This is a genomic window from Pseudoalteromonas sp. Isolate3, from assembly GCF_022398505.1.
GTDB classification, from domain to species: Bacteria; Pseudomonadota; Gammaproteobacteria; order Enterobacterales; family Alteromonadaceae; genus Pseudoalteromonas; species Pseudoalteromonas apostichopi.
The window spans coordinates 17268-33918 of the sequence record NZ_JAKEVN010000018.1 but is presented as its reverse complement, the minus strand read 5'-3'; the positions used below and the strand labels follow the sequence as shown (position 1 = coordinate 33918).

Here is a 16651-nt window from a genome sequence, read left to right as displayed (position 1 = left end):
CGAACATGACAATTTTTACTACATTATTTATCATTTTGATGTGTATTGCTGCATATCATCATATTGGCTACCCATTATTACTAAAGTGTGTTGCAGGCAAAAAGCAAAAAACAAGCAAGCAAACCGTTTTTGATGACAACTACACACCGAATATTGCTGTTTTGATGTGTGCTTACAATGAACAACAGCATATTGCAGAAAAGCTTTATAACCTAGCATCACTAGTATATGACACTCATCATTATTCTATTCATGTTTATTTTGATGGTTGCACCGATAAAAGCTATCAACAAGCTCTTCAAGCACAGCAGGTATTACATAAGCAAGGCGTGCAGTGTTATTTTCACCATCGTGATGAAAACCAAGGTAAAGTACAAGGGTTAAATACCTTGATGGGGGTGGCGAAATATCACAATGATATTTTAATGTTCACTGATGTTAGTGCTTTATTGAGCATTGATGCATTAAACAAAGTAGCTAAGCAATTTAGTGATCCGCAAGTGGCAATTTCGACAGGTGTTTACACCTTAGATGAAAATGCACCAGATGCGCAAAAAGCCTACTGGCAGTACCAAAACCAAGTGAAAAAATCAGAATCAAACCTTGGCGCTGTGATTGGCGTACCAGGCGCGATGTTTGCCATGCGAGCTGAGTATGCAAATGAATTAGAGAAAAACACCATTAACGACGACTTCGTGCTATCAATGAAAGCTTTAAGCAAAGGTGGTAAAGCCGTTGTTGATGAAGAAGTAGTCATTTACGAGCGAGAATGCGATGAGCAAAGTGAGGATTATAAACGCCGAGTAAGATTAGGTGCCGGTAATTGGCAACAAATAAAAGCGCTTTTTTTATTACTTAACCCGCGTTTAGGGTGGACTTGTATGAACTTTTTCTCGCACAAAGTATTACGTGGGATTATGCCAATTATTTTAGCCTGTATTTATGCTTGTGTATTTATAGAGGCTATCGTCACGCAATCTGTGTGGTCACAATTGATTGCTACAGGCATTTTGTCACTTCACGCAGTACAAGCTGTTAAAACACTATTCGCCTTTAAAAAACGCATTCCTATCGTCGATAAAGTTAATTACATCTTAAATAGCTACTTTTTAGCACTGTGGGGGATCATTCGTTATGAACAAGGTTACTTCGACACCCCTTGGCAACGTGTAAAATCTGCGAGTAAAGCACAAACCAAGTCTGTTATTAGAGTCATCAAACGAAGCTTAGATATTGCAGGTGCCTTATTTGCGTTTAGTCTAGTTTGGCCTGTTTGTTTAATTGCAGCGCTGGCTATAAAGCTTACATCTAAAGGTCCTATCATCTTTAAGCAACTTAGAGTGGGTGAAAGCTCAGATGACTTCGTTGAGTTATTTTATGTTTATAAGTTTCGCTCTATGGTGGTTGATGCTGAGTCGCGTTCTGGTGCTGTGTGGGCCAGTAAAGATGATCCAAGAATAACGGCAGTAGGGCGCTTTATGCGTAAAACACGAATTGACGAACTTCCGCAATTAATTAATGTGCTCAAAGGCGAGATGTCATTAATTGGCCCAAGACCAGAGCGTCCTGTTTTTTATGGTAAATTAGAAAAAGACATCCCTTATTTTTGCCAGCGTACTTACGGGGTTAAACCAGGTATTTCTGGTCTTGCTCAAGTGATGAACGGTTATGACGAAACCATAGACGATGCACGCAGTAAAATTGGCTGGGATTACGCCTATTCACTGAGTATGTCATCACCGCGTGCTTGGGCGAAGCTTGAGTTTTCAATTGTGGTTAAAACATTACAAGTTGTCTTTACAGGCAAAGGGCAGTGATACCAATCCACGTCTTTTTTATCAAATAAATTAAGCAAATCACGTTGCATAATGCAAATTAACAGCAAAAAGTTAATTGCATTATGCATCACCCCATCATTTAGCCTTTAAATTTCAAAACCTTATAAACTGGCATTTTAGTTGTACTAGTTACTATGACTAACCAATTTAACTAAGGTGAAGATCATGGCTAACAACACATCATTTTCTAAAGATACCAAACTAATTTCACTACCTAGTGACTTTTCTGGTCTAGCCGTCGATGGCTTTAAAGATCAGTTTGAAGAAGTTGCACATGGCAAACAGCAAAGTGTGGTACTCGATTTTAGCTCTACTACATTTATTGATTCATCTGGCATTGGTGCCATGGTGTTCTTATATAAACGTATTGAGAAAAAAGGGCAAAAATTATCACTGCTTAATGTGTCTGGGCAACCACACAAACTAATGAGTCTATTAAGAGTTGATAAGACGATTCCATTTATCGAACAAGCTGATATCGCGTGAGGTGATTTATGAAGCACATACTATTTACAATCATTTTGCTAACGCTTGGTGGATGTGCTTCTTGGCCTGATGAGGGGCAAGGAGGCTGGGCAGAAAAATATCAAAATTATCCGCTTACTGATGAACAACACGAGATGATCTATGACACACAAGAAACCGTGGTGCTAAGTGAATTTGAGCATCATGTTTTAAAGTTAGATTTATTAAAAGCACAAGGGATACAGCAATGTATGCCAGCACAACTGCTAAAAGCACAAATATACGAAAACCGTATAAGACGCCTAATAGCAGCGCAAATGTGGTCTGATGCTGAGCATGATTTACTTATTCACTATCACGGTTTAAATCAGCTTGCGAAGCACTTTGAAACTGTTAATGCGATGAGCCAATGTGCAGGCGTTACTGATACTGAAAAAAACATGACAGCATCACTTAAAGACCAGATCACTGAGCTTTTAAATAGTGATAACCAGTTCTCGCTTAATGATTTTCAGGTTACTCCTAAATACATCACACGTTTAGCACAAGCGGCTGACTTAATTAAACAAGTTGATGAAGTTAACTTACTGCTTGTTGGTCATGCTGACATTAGTGGTCAGCAACAAAACAACTATGAGTTAGCACTTAAGCGTGCAGAAACTGTAAAACACTGGCTAGGTATTTATGGTGTAACCCCAGCGACAATAACAACCTTAACGCAAGGTAGTTTAACACCGTACAGCGACGAACCTGACTCACGTTCTAAACGTCATTCAGATAGACGAGTAGAGGCAATTATTATCGACATGAGTGACGATAAAGCCACTAAACAAAAACATGCATTATCCCGCTGGACTAAAATCTTAAATGGTCCTAAGGAGCAATAACATGAAACAGTTAATCTTACTTTGCTTACTTATATTCGCGTTACCTACTTTCGCAGAAGAGATTGAAGTCGGTAATAAACTTTACTTATACCTACCAGGCGAAGCTGAATTTAGCGAACCGTTTGAAGTTGATAAAGAAGGGGCTATTACCTTACCAGAGCTAGGTCGTTTTAAAGTAGCAGGCTTACAGCTAGATGATGTGCAAAACCAACTACGCATAGCATTAAGTGAAATGTATGTGGCGATGGATGACTTTTATGTCGAAATTCATTCACGAGATATTTTTATCAATGTTATGGGCTATGTGAACGACCCATCACAAGTAAGTATTCCTAAAGATGGCAACATTCAAATGGTCATCGCCCGTGCTGGCGGCTTAAAACCAGGCGCTCAATTAGACCGTTTACAAATTCGCCGTGGCACCGAGATGATTGAGTTTAACTATAAAGCCTACTTAGACTCTGGCAACATTGATTTATTACCTGTATTACAAAGTGCTGACACGGTATTTGTACCAGTGTCTCCACTACTAGGTAACGTACAAATTGATTTTGATGCACAAACCTTAAGTGCATCAGGTGATGCGAGTGATAACAGTGCAATTACCTTACTTGGCGAAGTACATAATCCGGGTAGTTTTTCATTTAAAGAAAACATGAGTGTACTCGATGCGCTAATGCGTGCTGAAGGTGTTACTCGTTATGCCGATGTAACCAAAATCCGCGTTATCGTTGATAAAACACCAGTTGTGTTCGATTTAAAAGCATATCTAGATAAACCAAACAACGACACTATGCCTGAGCTAAAGGCGGGCTCAACCATTTATGTGCCAATCATGGTTGATGATGTAAATACGACTTCAAGAACGGTTTATATCATGGGCGAAGTACAAAAGCCGGGCGCTTATGAAGCAGGAGAAAGCACCAGTTTTTTAGATATTCTTGCTAATGCAGGTGGCCCGACCCGTTTTGCTGAAACTCGCCAGATTAAAATCTTAACCCCTGCGGGTGAAAGTATTTTATTTGACCTACAAGGTTACAGCGAAGGTTTAGTAACAGTAAAAGTGCCAAGCCTAAACCCAGGGGATGTCATTTTTGTCCCAGAGAAAACAGATCAAAACGAAAAAAGCTGGTTAAAAGTACCACCAAAACGTGCAATCAAAATTATTGGTGCCATTTTATCTCCCGGTCGTTATGAGTGGAGCCCTGAAATGGATTTTACTGATTTACTTGCGCATGCCGGCGGCCCAACTAAAGGTGCCAATATTAATGATATTAAAATTGTTAGAAACGGTGAGGTGACTAAACGTTTCGATTTAGAGCAATACACCATAAATGATTCGGGTAAGTATGCACTACCAAGTTTAATTGCCGGCGATACCATTATTGTTGAAGAGTTACCAGTTGACCCTGCAGACAATAAGTCTCAATGGATCCGTCAAGAATCAAGCAAGTCTATTTACATTATGGGGCAGGTGGGCTCACCAGGTCGCTATGCATTTAATACTAATATGCACTTTATCGACATTTTAGCCGCTGCTGATGGCCCTACAGATAACGCTGACTTACGCAATATTCGTATTACTCATCGTAACGGCAATGCTGCAAGAGTCAGTAAATTAAACCTTGCATTGTATTTTGAAACCGGTGATGAAACCTTATTTCCACACGTTTTACCGGGCGATACCATCTATATCCCAGAAAAAGATAAAGACTGGTTACGTACGCCAAAAGAGCAAGTAGTTCGCATCATGGGCGCAGTTGAAAAGCCTGGTCGTTATAGCTTTGATGACACTATGACCGTACTTGATGTACTTGCAGAAGCGGGCGGCCCATCAAGCTCAGCGCTTATCGACAAAATCGTGGTGGTAAATCATTCATGCTGTAAAGAGCAGTCTCGTGTATTTGATTTAGAAGAGTTCGTTAAAAACCCTAACTCAGCGTATATCCCTGTGTTACGTGCTGGCGATACCCTGTATGTACCAGACAAAGGTCAGGATTTAATGAGCCAGTTTAAATCAAACTTCTTAGACTTTATTACTGTTGTAGCTTTAGTGGTGGGCTTATGAAACTAATACCAGCACAATATCAAGAACTTGAAGCCGTGTGTAATGAAATAGATAACAGCAAAGCGCGTTGTATTTGCTTTATATCTTTAACCGGCAACGAGGGCTCTACATCACTTTGTGCCAGTGTCGCAAAACGCTTAAGTTTGCAAGCCGCCAAAGTGCTGATTATCGACTTAAATCCGTTAAATCCATTTAAGTTCGAAAAGCCAGAAACACCGGAGTCTTGGTGCTTCAGTGATATTTCATGTCAGTTGAATATTATCAATACTGAGCAAGTAGATTTGCTCACCATGCAGCACCTTAAAGAGCTCGAATCGGTCAAAAATAAAAGTGTACTAAATGATGCTATTGAGCGCATAAAGCAAGAGTACGACTATATTTTTTTAGATATGAGCCCTGCTCTTAAATGCAATCGTGGCAATGTACCACTGCATGCTCTGAGTTTGTGTACTGATCTCACATTTTTAACGGTATCTCTTGGTTATAACGACGAAGAAGCTTTATGTCACGGTATGGCAAATCTAGAACACGCAGGCGTTAATAACGTAAAAGTTGTTGTCGCTCAGCATCAGTTTGCTCCATTGGGTAGCCGCATCGTGAAAACGCTCAAAGCGTTTCAACCAAAATGGCCTAAACTCACAGAGTACTTGTTAAACAAAGTTATTAAACAGCGCTGGTTGTTTTTACCTTATTGAGAACCTGTATGGACTGCTTATATCAAAGATCATTTAGTTTAGACTGGCCTACAGTCAGTGAGATTCGCCATATTTTAAAACATGTTTTGACGGCGATCAGTGTTAAAAATCAAGATATAGATGCAGCAGGGTTAGTAGCAACCGAATACCTAACTAATCTGTTACGCCATAGCCAAGAAACGTCAATGCATGTGCAGTTTGCTATGCATAAACTGCCCGATAAACAGCTGCTAATAGAATTTAAAGACAGCATGCCAAGCTATGATTTATTTAATCAACAAGCATCAGGGTGGCAATTAGACAGTGGTGAATTAGTTGAAGGGGGGATGGGGGTTGCGCTCATCAAGCATTACTTTCCAAACGCTTGTTATAAAACTGTTGGCCAACAGAATACATTCTCTTTTTGTTTAACCAATATCGATAAACGACCCACGCTTATCTACATAGACGATGATAAAGCACAACTTGCTTTACTGAATGCTTATTTATCTGAGCATTTTCAGGTTATTTGCTGTGAAGACAGTGAATCGGGTTGGCAAGAAATTCTCACCTCTGGGGCAACAATTTTATTGCTTGATCATAAACTTAAAAATGGCACAAGTGAGCCTTTACTTAAAAAGCTTAATCAATCTAACCTAAAAACTAATTTATCTGTGGTTATGCTGACAGGTGATGACAGTGAAGAACTTATAAAACGTATAAACCTGTTAGGTGTTGATGATTATTTAGTAAAACCCGTTAGCAAAACTCGGTTATTACAAAGTATCGAGCGCATTGTGCATCGTTTTTCTGCATTAAAGTATTTAATTAACGAAGAGCGTATGCAAACAAGGCAAAAAATAGGGGAGTTTAATGCCTATAATTTTGGCTCGATTATCAGCCAAAATGGAGGAGATTTTTGTATGTACCCCCACCAGCAGCAAGCGCCCGTGATCATTGGCGATATGATGGGGCACGGTATAACAGCACTAAAAGAAAGTTTTGCCATAAAGGGCTTTTTAAGTGGCTGTTTAGCAACAAAAATCCCAATACAAAACGTTTTAACAACCTTAAACCAAGCCCTGTATGAACAGCGGTTATGTAAAAATAGTCTAGTCACTTTACTAATAAGTTTTATTGAAAATAACACACTTCACTGGTTTAACGCAGGCCACCCAGCCCCCTGTGTGATAACCAAAAATGGCAAATTGATCCAGCTAAGCGGCACTGATCCCTTACTAGGCCTTAGTGATGATCATGTTTATCAACATTATAGTTATGACTTAAATGACGTTGAACACATTTTATTATTCACCGATGGTTGGCTTGATAATCAGCAATTAAGCGATGTAGACCAAATTATTACTAAATTAACTGACGAAAATGTGCAAAGTGAAGAGTTTGCTTATGCACTTTGGCAGGCAAGCCAGGTTGAGTTAACTGCTGAAATAGACGATGCCTCGTTAATTGTGATCAATAAACACTAAAGTTTGAGTTTACAAACCGGTCAAATACGCACTAAGCTACTAATAAGGAACTGTTAAATAATCACTTTATCTCAGCATAAAACGATAATAAAGGAAGTCTGTAATGCCACCTAAAATACTCATTGTTGAAGATACAGAATCGCTAGCGCTGATGTACCAATCATATTTGATCCCAACCGGGGTCGAAACACGCATTGCCTACAATGGTGAACAAGCCGTAGTTGCTCTGCAGGAGTTTGAGCCTGATTTAGTGATTTTAGATGTTATGCTGCCAGATATGAACGGGCTAGATATTTTATCATCTTTAGACTCGGATACAGCACCACAAGTGATTGTTTTAACAGGGCATGCTACTAAAGAAATGGCAATCAAAGCCATTAAACTCGGTGCCAGTGACTTTCTAGAAAAACCAATCGAAGCCGATCGTTTTCGCATTACAGTAAACAACGCATTAAAACTTAAAGATTTAAAACAAACAGTCAAAAGTTATCAAACAACTTACGAGAACGGTAAATACTATGATTTGATTGGTAGCTCATCAGAAATGCAATCTGTTTACCAAATCATAAAATCAGCGTCAGCAAGTAAAGCAACCGTGTTTATTACCGGTGAAAGTGGTACAGGTAAAGAGCTGTGCGCCCGTGCGGTACATTTAGCCTCACCTCGTGCTAATAAACCTTTTGTAGCGCTTAACTGTGCAGCTATCCCTAAGGATTTAATTGAGAGTGAAATATTCGGTCACTTAAAGGGAGCATTTACCGGTGCGATAGCCAACCGGGAAGGGGCCGCAGGACAAGCCGATGGCGGTACTTTGTTTTTAGATGAACTATGTGAAATGGACATAAATTTACAAAGTAAGCTACTGCGCTTTATTCAAACCGGTTGTTATCAGCAAGTAGGTAGCGAAAAAGAAGTTAAAGTTGATGTCCGCTTTGTTTGTGCCACCAATCGAGACCCATTATTAGAAGTGCAAGAAGGCCGTTTTCGTGAAGACCTATATTACCGCTTACATGTTATCCCTATTGCATTACCCCCATTAAATCAGCGTGGTAAAGATGTAATAGAAATTGCTGATGCGTTATTTAAAAAGATCAGTAAAGAAGAAGGACGAGCATACAAAGGCATGTCAGAAGGGGTTAAAAACTTGTTTTTAAGCTATGCCTGGCCTGGTAATGTTCGCCAATTAGAAAATACTATTCGTAACATTCTCGTTTTGCATGATGAAGACTATATAGAAGCGAGTATGATCCCAGCCTTACCAAATGCACAAGGCCAAACACATACAGCCACAGCTGCTATTTCCACTGTTAATTCAGAAAGCATGGCAACAAAGAGCCTTGTAACACCGACAACAGAATCTGCTCCTGTAATGAGCGAAGTAGTAACAGCATTTTCTCAAGCTGATATTGAACCGCTTTGGTTAGTAGAAAAACGTTATATTGAGCAAGCCATTGATGCTTGTGATAACAATATTCCTAAAGCTGCAGCTCTTTTGGATGTGAGTCCATCTACGATTTATCGTAAAATTAAAAGCTGGGAAGAGATGCAAGTAAGCTAGAGCTATAGACTCTATCTAGCTGCTTAAATTGCTGCTCTCCAGAAAAACGTTGTTGAACAAGTTTTTGTGCATTGCCTTGCATGTAACTTCTTTGATCAACGCTCAACATAAGTACGTTGTTCAGCTGTTTATGCAAAGCGTCGCTTGTACTTTCAGTCATCATTAACCCATTTGATAGGTGCTTTATTATCTGTGGTAACTGACCAACAGGCGATGCAATAACGAGTACCCCGTGTGCCATAGCTTCTAATGCCACCATAGGTAGACCTTCAGCCCGAGAGCAGATCACCAATACATCAAGTTGTTGCCATATTTTTCGTTGGTCACACTGGCCATGATAACTCACCGCTGACATATCAAGCTCATTGACCATAGGGCCATCACCAAACATATGAAATTTTAAGTTAGGTGTGTTGAATCGTTTGGCTGTTTCAATAAAAATGTCAGGGCCTTTTTCATGGGATAAACGACCAACAAATCCAACGTTTAATTGATCATTATTTTTTATACCTAAAACTTTAGTATGCTCATTTACTGGAATAAAATTTTCAAGTAATTCAGCATTGTAAAGCTCTTCGGTGAGTTTGCTAGAAACAGCAAAGTTAAGTGAAAAGTAACTTAGCAGTTTGTCGAGCTTATTGTAAAAATAAACCTTCCCCGTGCCTGCTTCACCGGCATGATAGGTTGAAATACAAGGGCGGTTTTGCCAGCGACACACTAACTTGCCCATGATACTTGCCTTGTACCCATGGGTGTGGATTAACGCTGAGCGAGGAAACATTTTTAGTATTTCGTTCAAGCTTTTTAAATTTCCGCCAGCAAAACCGAAAGTGATATTTGCATTTTCTAAGCGCTTATATAATTCACGGTTATTATGATCTTGATAAAATAGTACCGAGCTCATAATATTATATCGTTCTAACAGCTTACTCATGGCAATCAAATGGCTTTCGATGCCACCAATTAAGCTTGAATCTACGAATAAAATAACACTGTATTTCATATTCACTCCAAGGTGAGACCATGATAGATACTGCGACCTATACGCAATTACAACAGGATGTTGGTGACGACCTAGCAAAACAACTTTTGCAGGTATATATCACTGAGTCCCGCCAAATCGTTGCTGATCTTGCTGACGCAACGAAACAGTCTGAAATCGAAATAAATGCCCACAGTTTAAAAAGCAGTAGCCGTAGTTACGGGGCATTAGCCGTAGGCGGCCTTGCAGAACAAATTGAGCAAAAAGCGAAGGCATCACAATTTGACGATGAACTACAAAGCTTAATAGCCTTACTGCAAGACCAATTTGCACAAACGCTAACTCACGCGCAAAGTTTGATTGCTACTGACTAGTTCCTCAGCTTCTAGGCTTAACGGCATTTTTAATATTTCGCCAAATACATTACTTAGCTGCTCAATGTCGTGCTGCTGGTTTGGCGATTTAACAACATCGTCAAAGTGAGACACAATTTCACTAAGCGCATCTAAAGAGATACTCATGTCACAAAACCGGTAACCAAGCATGCCTTCGAGCCAATCAACCGGTTGCATATCGAGCGATTTAATTACGCTGGCTTCTTTGGCAATATTTTCGATAAACAATCGGCATGCTGATGTTTGTTGCACCGCTTTAGCTATGTCTTCAACTAACATGGCAGGCATTACACTGGTAATTAAACTTCCAGGGCCAATTATTAGCATATCGGCGTTTTCAATAGCTTTAACCACACCAGGAGCAGCATTCACATCTTGTGAGAGCGTTAAATAGTCTGGGAGCTCTTCTTGTGAATCAATATCGCATTCACCAAATACTTTGATGCCTGATGACATAACCGCTAGTAAATCAGTCGGTTCGTCTGACATGGGTAGAATCGTTTCTGAATTACCCAACATAGCATTGAACCATGCAACCGCTTGAGTTGCTGAGTTAGTTTGTTGGGTTAAGCTTAATAAGGCTAAATTACCTAGGCTGTGGCCATTGAGTTCACCACCATCAAAACGGTGGTGAAAAACTTGATGGATTAATGAGTCACTATCAGCTAATTGCAAACAACAACGTCTAATATCACCAAGCGCAACTACATCTTGGCTTTTACGTAATTTACCTGTGCTGCCGCCATTGTCTGTGGTTGCAACGATAGCTGTCAGTTCGGCGCAGTGAGGTCTAATTGCACTTAACATATGGGATAAACCGTGTCCGCCGCCTATGCATACTATTTTCATAACAGTCAACTTGGTTAAACTTGATTAATATTTAGTTTGCATGGCCCGTACCAAGTGTTCGGATTTATATAACACAATGAAATTTAAATAATTTATTTTGATATTTTTATGGCTAAACTGAGAACTGTTTTCTATATTTGCAATATGCGATGCAATATTAACTAGGAATGGCAATGGCAGAGTTAAACTTAGAGCAATTACAACTTGAGCTAACGGCATTTCATGGCATAAATGATAGCCGTGCATTAAAAGCTCAACTTGAAAAAGTGCTTCTGCCATATTTTTCGTTTAAAGAGTTTTGCTTAATAAATTTCGAAGATTCAAAAGCATCTCTTGAAATGCGTACTATTAAGTACATTGAATTTGACGAAACAATATTAAAGTCAAAGTTACAACAAGCGCAGTCACAGTGGTTATTTAATGAAGATAACTCACTGTTTTATAGTAATGAGTTCGTAAATAACCTAATTTTTCATGTTGATATCTCTGAACACACAACGCAGTGCTTGGTCTTTTTCGATATAAAAGAGCAGGCTAGTTTTAATGATAAATCACAAACCGCAATCAAGATCTTATTACAGCAAGTAGCGGTTCAATTAGCTGCGCAAACAAGGCTTAACCGGCAAAAGTTTCACTCAACCTCTTTACTAACAAGACTTGGAGAGTTATCAGAACTATTCAGAGACTTCGCCAGCGAATGGTTTTGGCGTACTAATAAAGATGAGCACTTTATTAATGTTTTAACTACCGCCAGCCATAGTAACTTATACAAACGCCATTTTTTACATAAAAATTTTGATGCCATTATCACTGAGCAAGAACAAAATCAGTTAAAAAAATGGTCACACTTTAAACACTTGCTGGCAGATCATGCTGAGTTTTTAGATTTTGAATTTGAAGTTAATTCGTCGCCTCCGGCCTGGGTCTCTTTGAGTGGTAAGCCACAATTTGATTCAAGCGGGAAATTTCGCGGCTATTTAGGCATCGCAAAAGATATCACGGTTAACAAAGAGCGTGAGCAAGCACTACAATTAGCAAAAGAAAAAGCAGAAGAAGCAAACCAAGCAAAGTCACAGTTTTTAACTGTGATGTCCCATGAGATCAGAACTCCTATGAACGCCATTGTCGGCATGTTGGAGTTGTTAGCCGATTCAGAACTTAATGACAAACAAACTCGTTGGCTTGATTACGCAAACTCAAGCGCTGACTTATTGCTTGATTTGATCAGTGATGTACTGGATTTTTCAAAAATTGAAAGTGGCTCGATGGAGCTTGATGTTAAAGCAACAGATATAAATGCGCTGGTTAAAAATATTACTGCACAGTTTCAAGAAACCACTCAAGGCTCTAATGTCTTGTTTACCACAGAGATAAGCGATGGCTTACCCAACAAAATTAATATTGATGGGGTCCGGGTCGGGCAAATTCTGTTTAATATTTTAGATAATGCCTTCAAGTTTACCAAAGTAGGCACAGTTAATTTTAACGCTGACTTCAATGATACCCATTTGTTATTTGAGATAGCAGATACTGGGCAGGGGATCTCTCAATCTCAAATAGCCAGCATTTACGATGCCTTTAAACAGCATGACTATGGAGTTAATCGACAAGTAGAAGGGATTGGCCTTGGGCTTAGCATTACCAAAAGCCTTGTTGATTTAATGAAAGGCGAGATTAGAGTAGCTAGTGCAATCAATATAGGCACTAAGTTTACTATTTATATTCCATATTCTGTTGTTGCCGATGATCAGCAATCAATAGAGCATGAGCAAACTCTTGAACCAATGGCTATTCTTGTTACAGAAGATAACAAAACCAACCAAGTGCTAATCAAAACCTTTTTAGAAAAGCTCAATCACCACGTTACCCTTGCAGATAATGGCCAACAAGCGATCGATAAGGTACAACAGCAACACTTTGATTTAGTTCTTATGGATATGATGATGCCAGTGATGGATGGTATTACCGCAACTAAATACATGCGTGAAGAATTAAAAATGACTTTACCCATTGTTGCCTTAACAGCTAATGCATCACATCAAGATAAAGCCATTTGCCTTGAGGCTGGTATGAACAAAGTGCTGACCAAACCAATTCGATTTCATGATCTAAACCGCGCACTACGCATTTTGTTTAGCCAATAAAGAAGCCCCAAAATAATGGGGCTTCTTTATTTTACAACACCATTGCCGCAACCCAGCCAGCAACAAGTAGCGGAATATTAAAATGGATGAAAGTGGGCACCACTGAATCCCAAATATGGTCGTGTTGACCATCTGCATTTAGACCGGATGTTGGGCCAAGTGTTGAGTCAGAAGCAGGGGAGCCTGCATCACCTAGTGCTCCAGCAGTACCAACCAGTGCAGCTGTAGCCATTACCGAAAAATTTAGTTCCATGCATAATGGTACAAATAGAGTCGCGATAATTGGCACCGTCGAAAACGAGCTACCTATGCCCATGGTTATTAGTAATCCAACGAGTAAAATCAATGCAGCCGCAAGAGGTTTGTTACCTTCAATGATACCTGCTGCAGAGCTAACTAATGAGGCTACATCACCCGTTGCTTTCATAACTGAAGCAAAGCCCTGTGCAGAAATCATAATAAAGCCAATCATCGCCATCATAGCGATGCCTTTACTAAAAACATCACCATTTTGTTCAAGTTTTACAACACCAAACAAGGTAAATATGGCCACACCAACAAGACCACCAAGGATCATTGAATCACTGATATTTTGTGCGACTAAAGAGCAAAGTACGGCTGTTATGCCCACAACTAATACCTTTTTAGGTTGTTCTATCACAACTTCATTTTGTTGTTCTGTTAAAGTATGCGAGTCGTAACTACGGCGTTTTCGATAAGTGATAAACACCGCAACGAATAAGCCAAACAACATTCCAATTGCTGGAATTATCATTGCCATCGGAACTTGAGTATTAACAATCTCTAAGCCATTTTCAGTGAGGTTTTTGTGGAGTATCGAGTATAAGTAAATGCCACCAAAACCATAAGGTAACACCATATAAGAAGTGGCTAAACCAAAAGTTAAAATACATGCAATAGCACGTCTATCTAGGCGCAACTTGTTAAAAACAACCAGCAGGGGTGGAATTAGAATGGGGATAAATGCAATATGAACGGGTATCAAATTTTGTGATGAAATTGCGCATAGTAAAATGATACTTAATATAAGATAACTAAGTGTAGTTTCGCCTTTATGGCTGTTTTCGTTTACTTGCTTTAGTAACTTAGACGCTAAAATGCGTGTTAAACCCGACTTCGAGATTGCGACTGCAAACGCACCTAACATCGCATAGCTAAGCGCTATTTCAGCGCCACCCGATAAACCATCATTAAATGCATTAACGGTTTCAGATAAACCTAGGCCTGCGGTCAAACCCGCAACAATAGCGCTTACTGTCATCGCTACAATGACATTAATTCGACAAAGTGTCAGGATCAGCATCAACATAACGCCGACAATTACTGCATTCATATTGTTCTCTATTTGGCTGTTTTGAGAGAGTTTAACAGAACTCGCACGCGGTTTTTGCGGTTTTGGCTATATGATTGCTGCTGATAACGTACTTCGATGATTATTTGCTCTAACTCGCTTAGGTATGCCTCTGATCTAGGCTTTTGCTGTTTAATTAAAGCAATATTTTGTAGTGGCGTGTTAGTGTCTAGAGGCTCTATACCTTGCTTTTTTGCCCACTGATAAAGCTTAGTGATGTCATCAACCAACGGTTCACTACTTCGAATAGGGCGTTTGTTATATAAGAAATAACCAGTAAAGCTCAGTAATAACGTACCTAATACAATTAATGGTGTTAGCCATGCAGACTTATTACCAAACAGTGAATCAAACAAACCTTGCTGTGATTCTTGGTCAAACGTAAGCACCCAGTTAGTCCATTTATAGTCGAGCTCTTCAAGGTGAATTCGCAACCAGTTAATTGCTTTAAAATGGCTCCAACGTTTTAAACCAAAGTTAAGATTGTCGTTAAAGCTTTCATTTAAATCACCTAGCTGAGATAACGAGCCGTTTAAACGCTCAGGGGCAACAACAGCGGTTGCATCGAATATATGCCATTTTTCATCAAAGAACACTTCAACCCATGCATGGGCATCATATTGGTAAATGTTAAGCGTAGCGGCTTTAGTTTGTTCTCCACCTAAATAACCTGACACAACACGGGCAGGGTAACCGGCAACACGAAACATAAATGCAGCGGTGCTCGCATAGTGCCCACAAAAGCCACGTTTGGTATCAAATACAAACTGGTCTAGCGTATTATCACCATACATTGGTGTAGGCGTTAATGTGTAAGCAAACTGCTGCTGATTAAAGTAATCAAGTAGCGCGTTAAAGTAACCTTGCGCATTTTCATGCTCAGCAGACAACTGTTTTGCCAGTGCCGTTGTTTGTGGATTGGTTGTGTTAGGTAAGCGAGTGTATAAGCGTTTTTCAAAGTTATTTAGGCTCAGCATAGCCTCACTACTGGTTACCGCGTATTTAATGTTTTTGTTTAAGTTACCTTTGCGTTTTAACAAACCATTGTAGGTTGAGTGCACATCTGAATTAGCACTTTGTGCAAAGCTAAGTGCAAATAGCCAATTTGAAGATGAAGGCTCTGCAATAATCTGATAATTTACGCTATTACTTTGAGTAACTGTACGGCGAATTTGGTTAAATTGTTGAGATTTCAAAATGTCCGATATTAACCATTCACTGCCATTAAACTCATCATGAATAAGGCTGCGCCAGTAATAGGGGGCCTGTAAGGCTTGCCCAGGCTGTTGTTCTACCCGAAAAACCAAATCATCTGACTCAGCTAATTTCGCAATAGAAAAGGGGTTAACTTGCTCTGATAAACCCGTTTTCGCAAGCTTTGGCCCCGGTAATTGCCAAAACGCCGGTATTTTCGGTAAAAACAAAATCAAAAATGCCGCTATAGGTAAAGCTAGTAGTATGGTTTTAAAACTTTGTTTATTAGCGGCCTTAAAGCTTTGTGGGCTAGTTAAATAGCCAAGCACCGCAAAGTTCACAATATAAAGCACACTGACCACCAAGGTTTCAAATAATCCTTGATGGAATAAATACACCGTTGAAAGGTTAAAAAACACCAGTAAACAAACGGTTTGATACTGTTTGACGGTTTTCGCTTGGAGCAATTTAAAGCTACTAGCAAGTAGCATCATCGATACAAATAGCTTTACTGTATCGCCCACGCCAACCAGAACAAATAAGGCAACTAAGCAAATTGCTGCCAACATATTCGCGACCAATCCATTTAGTTTTTTATAAAATTTACCTAAAAACAGGTTTAAAAAACTGAGGCCAGCCAATATGGCTAGAAATGGAGTAGTTACTTCAGTAAACAAAAAACCACTAATAACAATAAACAGAAGTGATAAAACGGTATTAATAAGCGGGGTATTCATG

The 16651-nt window shown here is 39.4% G+C and carries 13 protein-coding genes; 9 read left to right on the top strand and 4 right to left on the bottom strand.

Annotation, left to right across the window (positions count from 1 at the left end):
• Positions 1-5: 5 nt before the first annotated feature.
• The 7 genes from L1D46_RS06185 to L1D46_RS06155 all read left to right on the top strand — a co-directional run bounded on the left by L1D46_RS06185 (position 6) and on the right by L1D46_RS06155 (position 8977).
• Entirely contained in the window at positions 6-1817 is a 1812-nt protein-coding gene (locus L1D46_RS06185) for a sugar transferase (RefSeq protein ID WP_239977087.1), read from the top strand.
• Between the two features lie 186 nt (positions 1818-2003).
• Entirely contained in the window at positions 2004-2324 is a 321-nt protein-coding gene (locus tag L1D46_RS06180) for an STAS domain-containing protein (protein ID WP_239977086.1), read from the top strand.
• Positions 2325-2332: 8 nt separating this feature from the next.
• A complete protein-coding gene (locus L1D46_RS06175; RefSeq protein ID WP_239977085.1) occupies positions 2333-3190 on the top strand; it encodes an OmpA family protein in 858 nt (285 codons plus the stop codon).
• A 1-nt stretch (position 3191) separates the two neighbouring features.
• Positions 3192-5258: an SLBB domain-containing protein gene (locus L1D46_RS06170; protein WP_239977083.1), complete on the top strand. Its 2067-nt coding sequence runs from the start codon at positions 3192-3194 to the stop codon at positions 5256-5258.
• Positions 5255-5953 (top strand): AAA family ATPase, encoded by a 699-nt coding sequence (locus L1D46_RS06165; RefSeq protein WP_167657658.1) that lies wholly within the window; start codon positions 5255-5257, stop codon positions 5951-5953. The genes L1D46_RS06170 and L1D46_RS06165 overlap by 4 nt, the downstream gene beginning before the upstream one ends.
• An 8-nt stretch (positions 5954-5961) precedes the next feature.
• Entirely contained in the window at positions 5962-7419 is a 1458-nt protein-coding gene (locus L1D46_RS06160) for a SpoIIE family protein phosphatase (protein ID WP_239977082.1), read from the top strand.
• A 103-nt stretch (positions 7420-7522) separates the two neighbouring features.
• The gene (locus tag L1D46_RS06155; protein WP_239977080.1) at positions 7523-8977 is read left to right on the top strand and encodes a sigma-54 dependent transcriptional regulator; all 1455 of its coding nucleotides are present in this window, start codon (positions 7523-7525) and stop codon (positions 8975-8977) included.
• Here L1D46_RS06155 and L1D46_RS06150 read toward each other — a convergent pair.
• Positions 8946-9980, bottom strand: a complete 1035-nt coding sequence (locus tag L1D46_RS06150; RefSeq protein ID WP_239977078.1) for a glycosyltransferase family 4 protein — start codon at positions 9978-9980, stop codon at positions 8946-8948. The genes L1D46_RS06155 and L1D46_RS06150 overlap by 32 nt on opposite strands.
• A 20-nt stretch (positions 9981-10000) precedes the next feature.
• Between L1D46_RS06150 and L1D46_RS06145 the strand changes: the two genes are divergently transcribed.
• Positions 10001-10333, top strand: coding sequence for an Hpt domain-containing protein (locus L1D46_RS06145; RefSeq protein WP_054561483.1), 333 nt, complete (start codon positions 10001-10003; stop codon positions 10331-10333).
• Here the strand turns inward: L1D46_RS06145 and yvcK are convergent.
• Positions 10298-11203: a uridine diphosphate-N-acetylglucosamine-binding protein YvcK gene (gene yvcK / locus L1D46_RS06140; protein ID WP_167657662.1), complete on the bottom strand. Its 906-nt coding sequence runs from the start codon at positions 11201-11203 to the stop codon at positions 10298-10300. The two genes, L1D46_RS06145 and yvcK, sit on opposite strands and share 36 nt — an antisense overlap.
• A gap of 173 nt (positions 11204-11376) precedes the next feature.
• On the opposite strand from yvcK, the gene L1D46_RS06135 reads away from it, so the two are divergent.
• Positions 11377-13347 carry a response regulator gene (locus tag L1D46_RS06135; RefSeq protein ID WP_168990015.1) on the top strand — a complete coding sequence of 657 codons (1971 nt, stop codon included), beginning with the start codon at positions 11377-11379 and terminating at the stop codon, positions 13345-13347.
• A 31-nt stretch (positions 13348-13378) separates the two neighbouring features.
• On the opposite strand, the gene L1D46_RS06130 is transcribed toward L1D46_RS06135, so the two are convergent.
• Positions 13379-14701 carry a Na+/H+ antiporter family protein gene (locus L1D46_RS06130; RefSeq protein WP_239977077.1) on the bottom strand — a complete coding sequence of 441 codons (1323 nt, stop codon included), beginning with the start codon at positions 14699-14701 and terminating at the stop codon, positions 13379-13381.
• A gap of 8 nt (positions 14702-14709) precedes the next feature.
• Entirely contained in the window at positions 14710-16650 is a 1941-nt protein-coding gene (locus tag L1D46_RS06125) for a DUF3488 and transglutaminase-like domain-containing protein (RefSeq protein WP_239977076.1), read from the bottom strand.
• Position 16651: the final 1 nt, after the last annotated feature.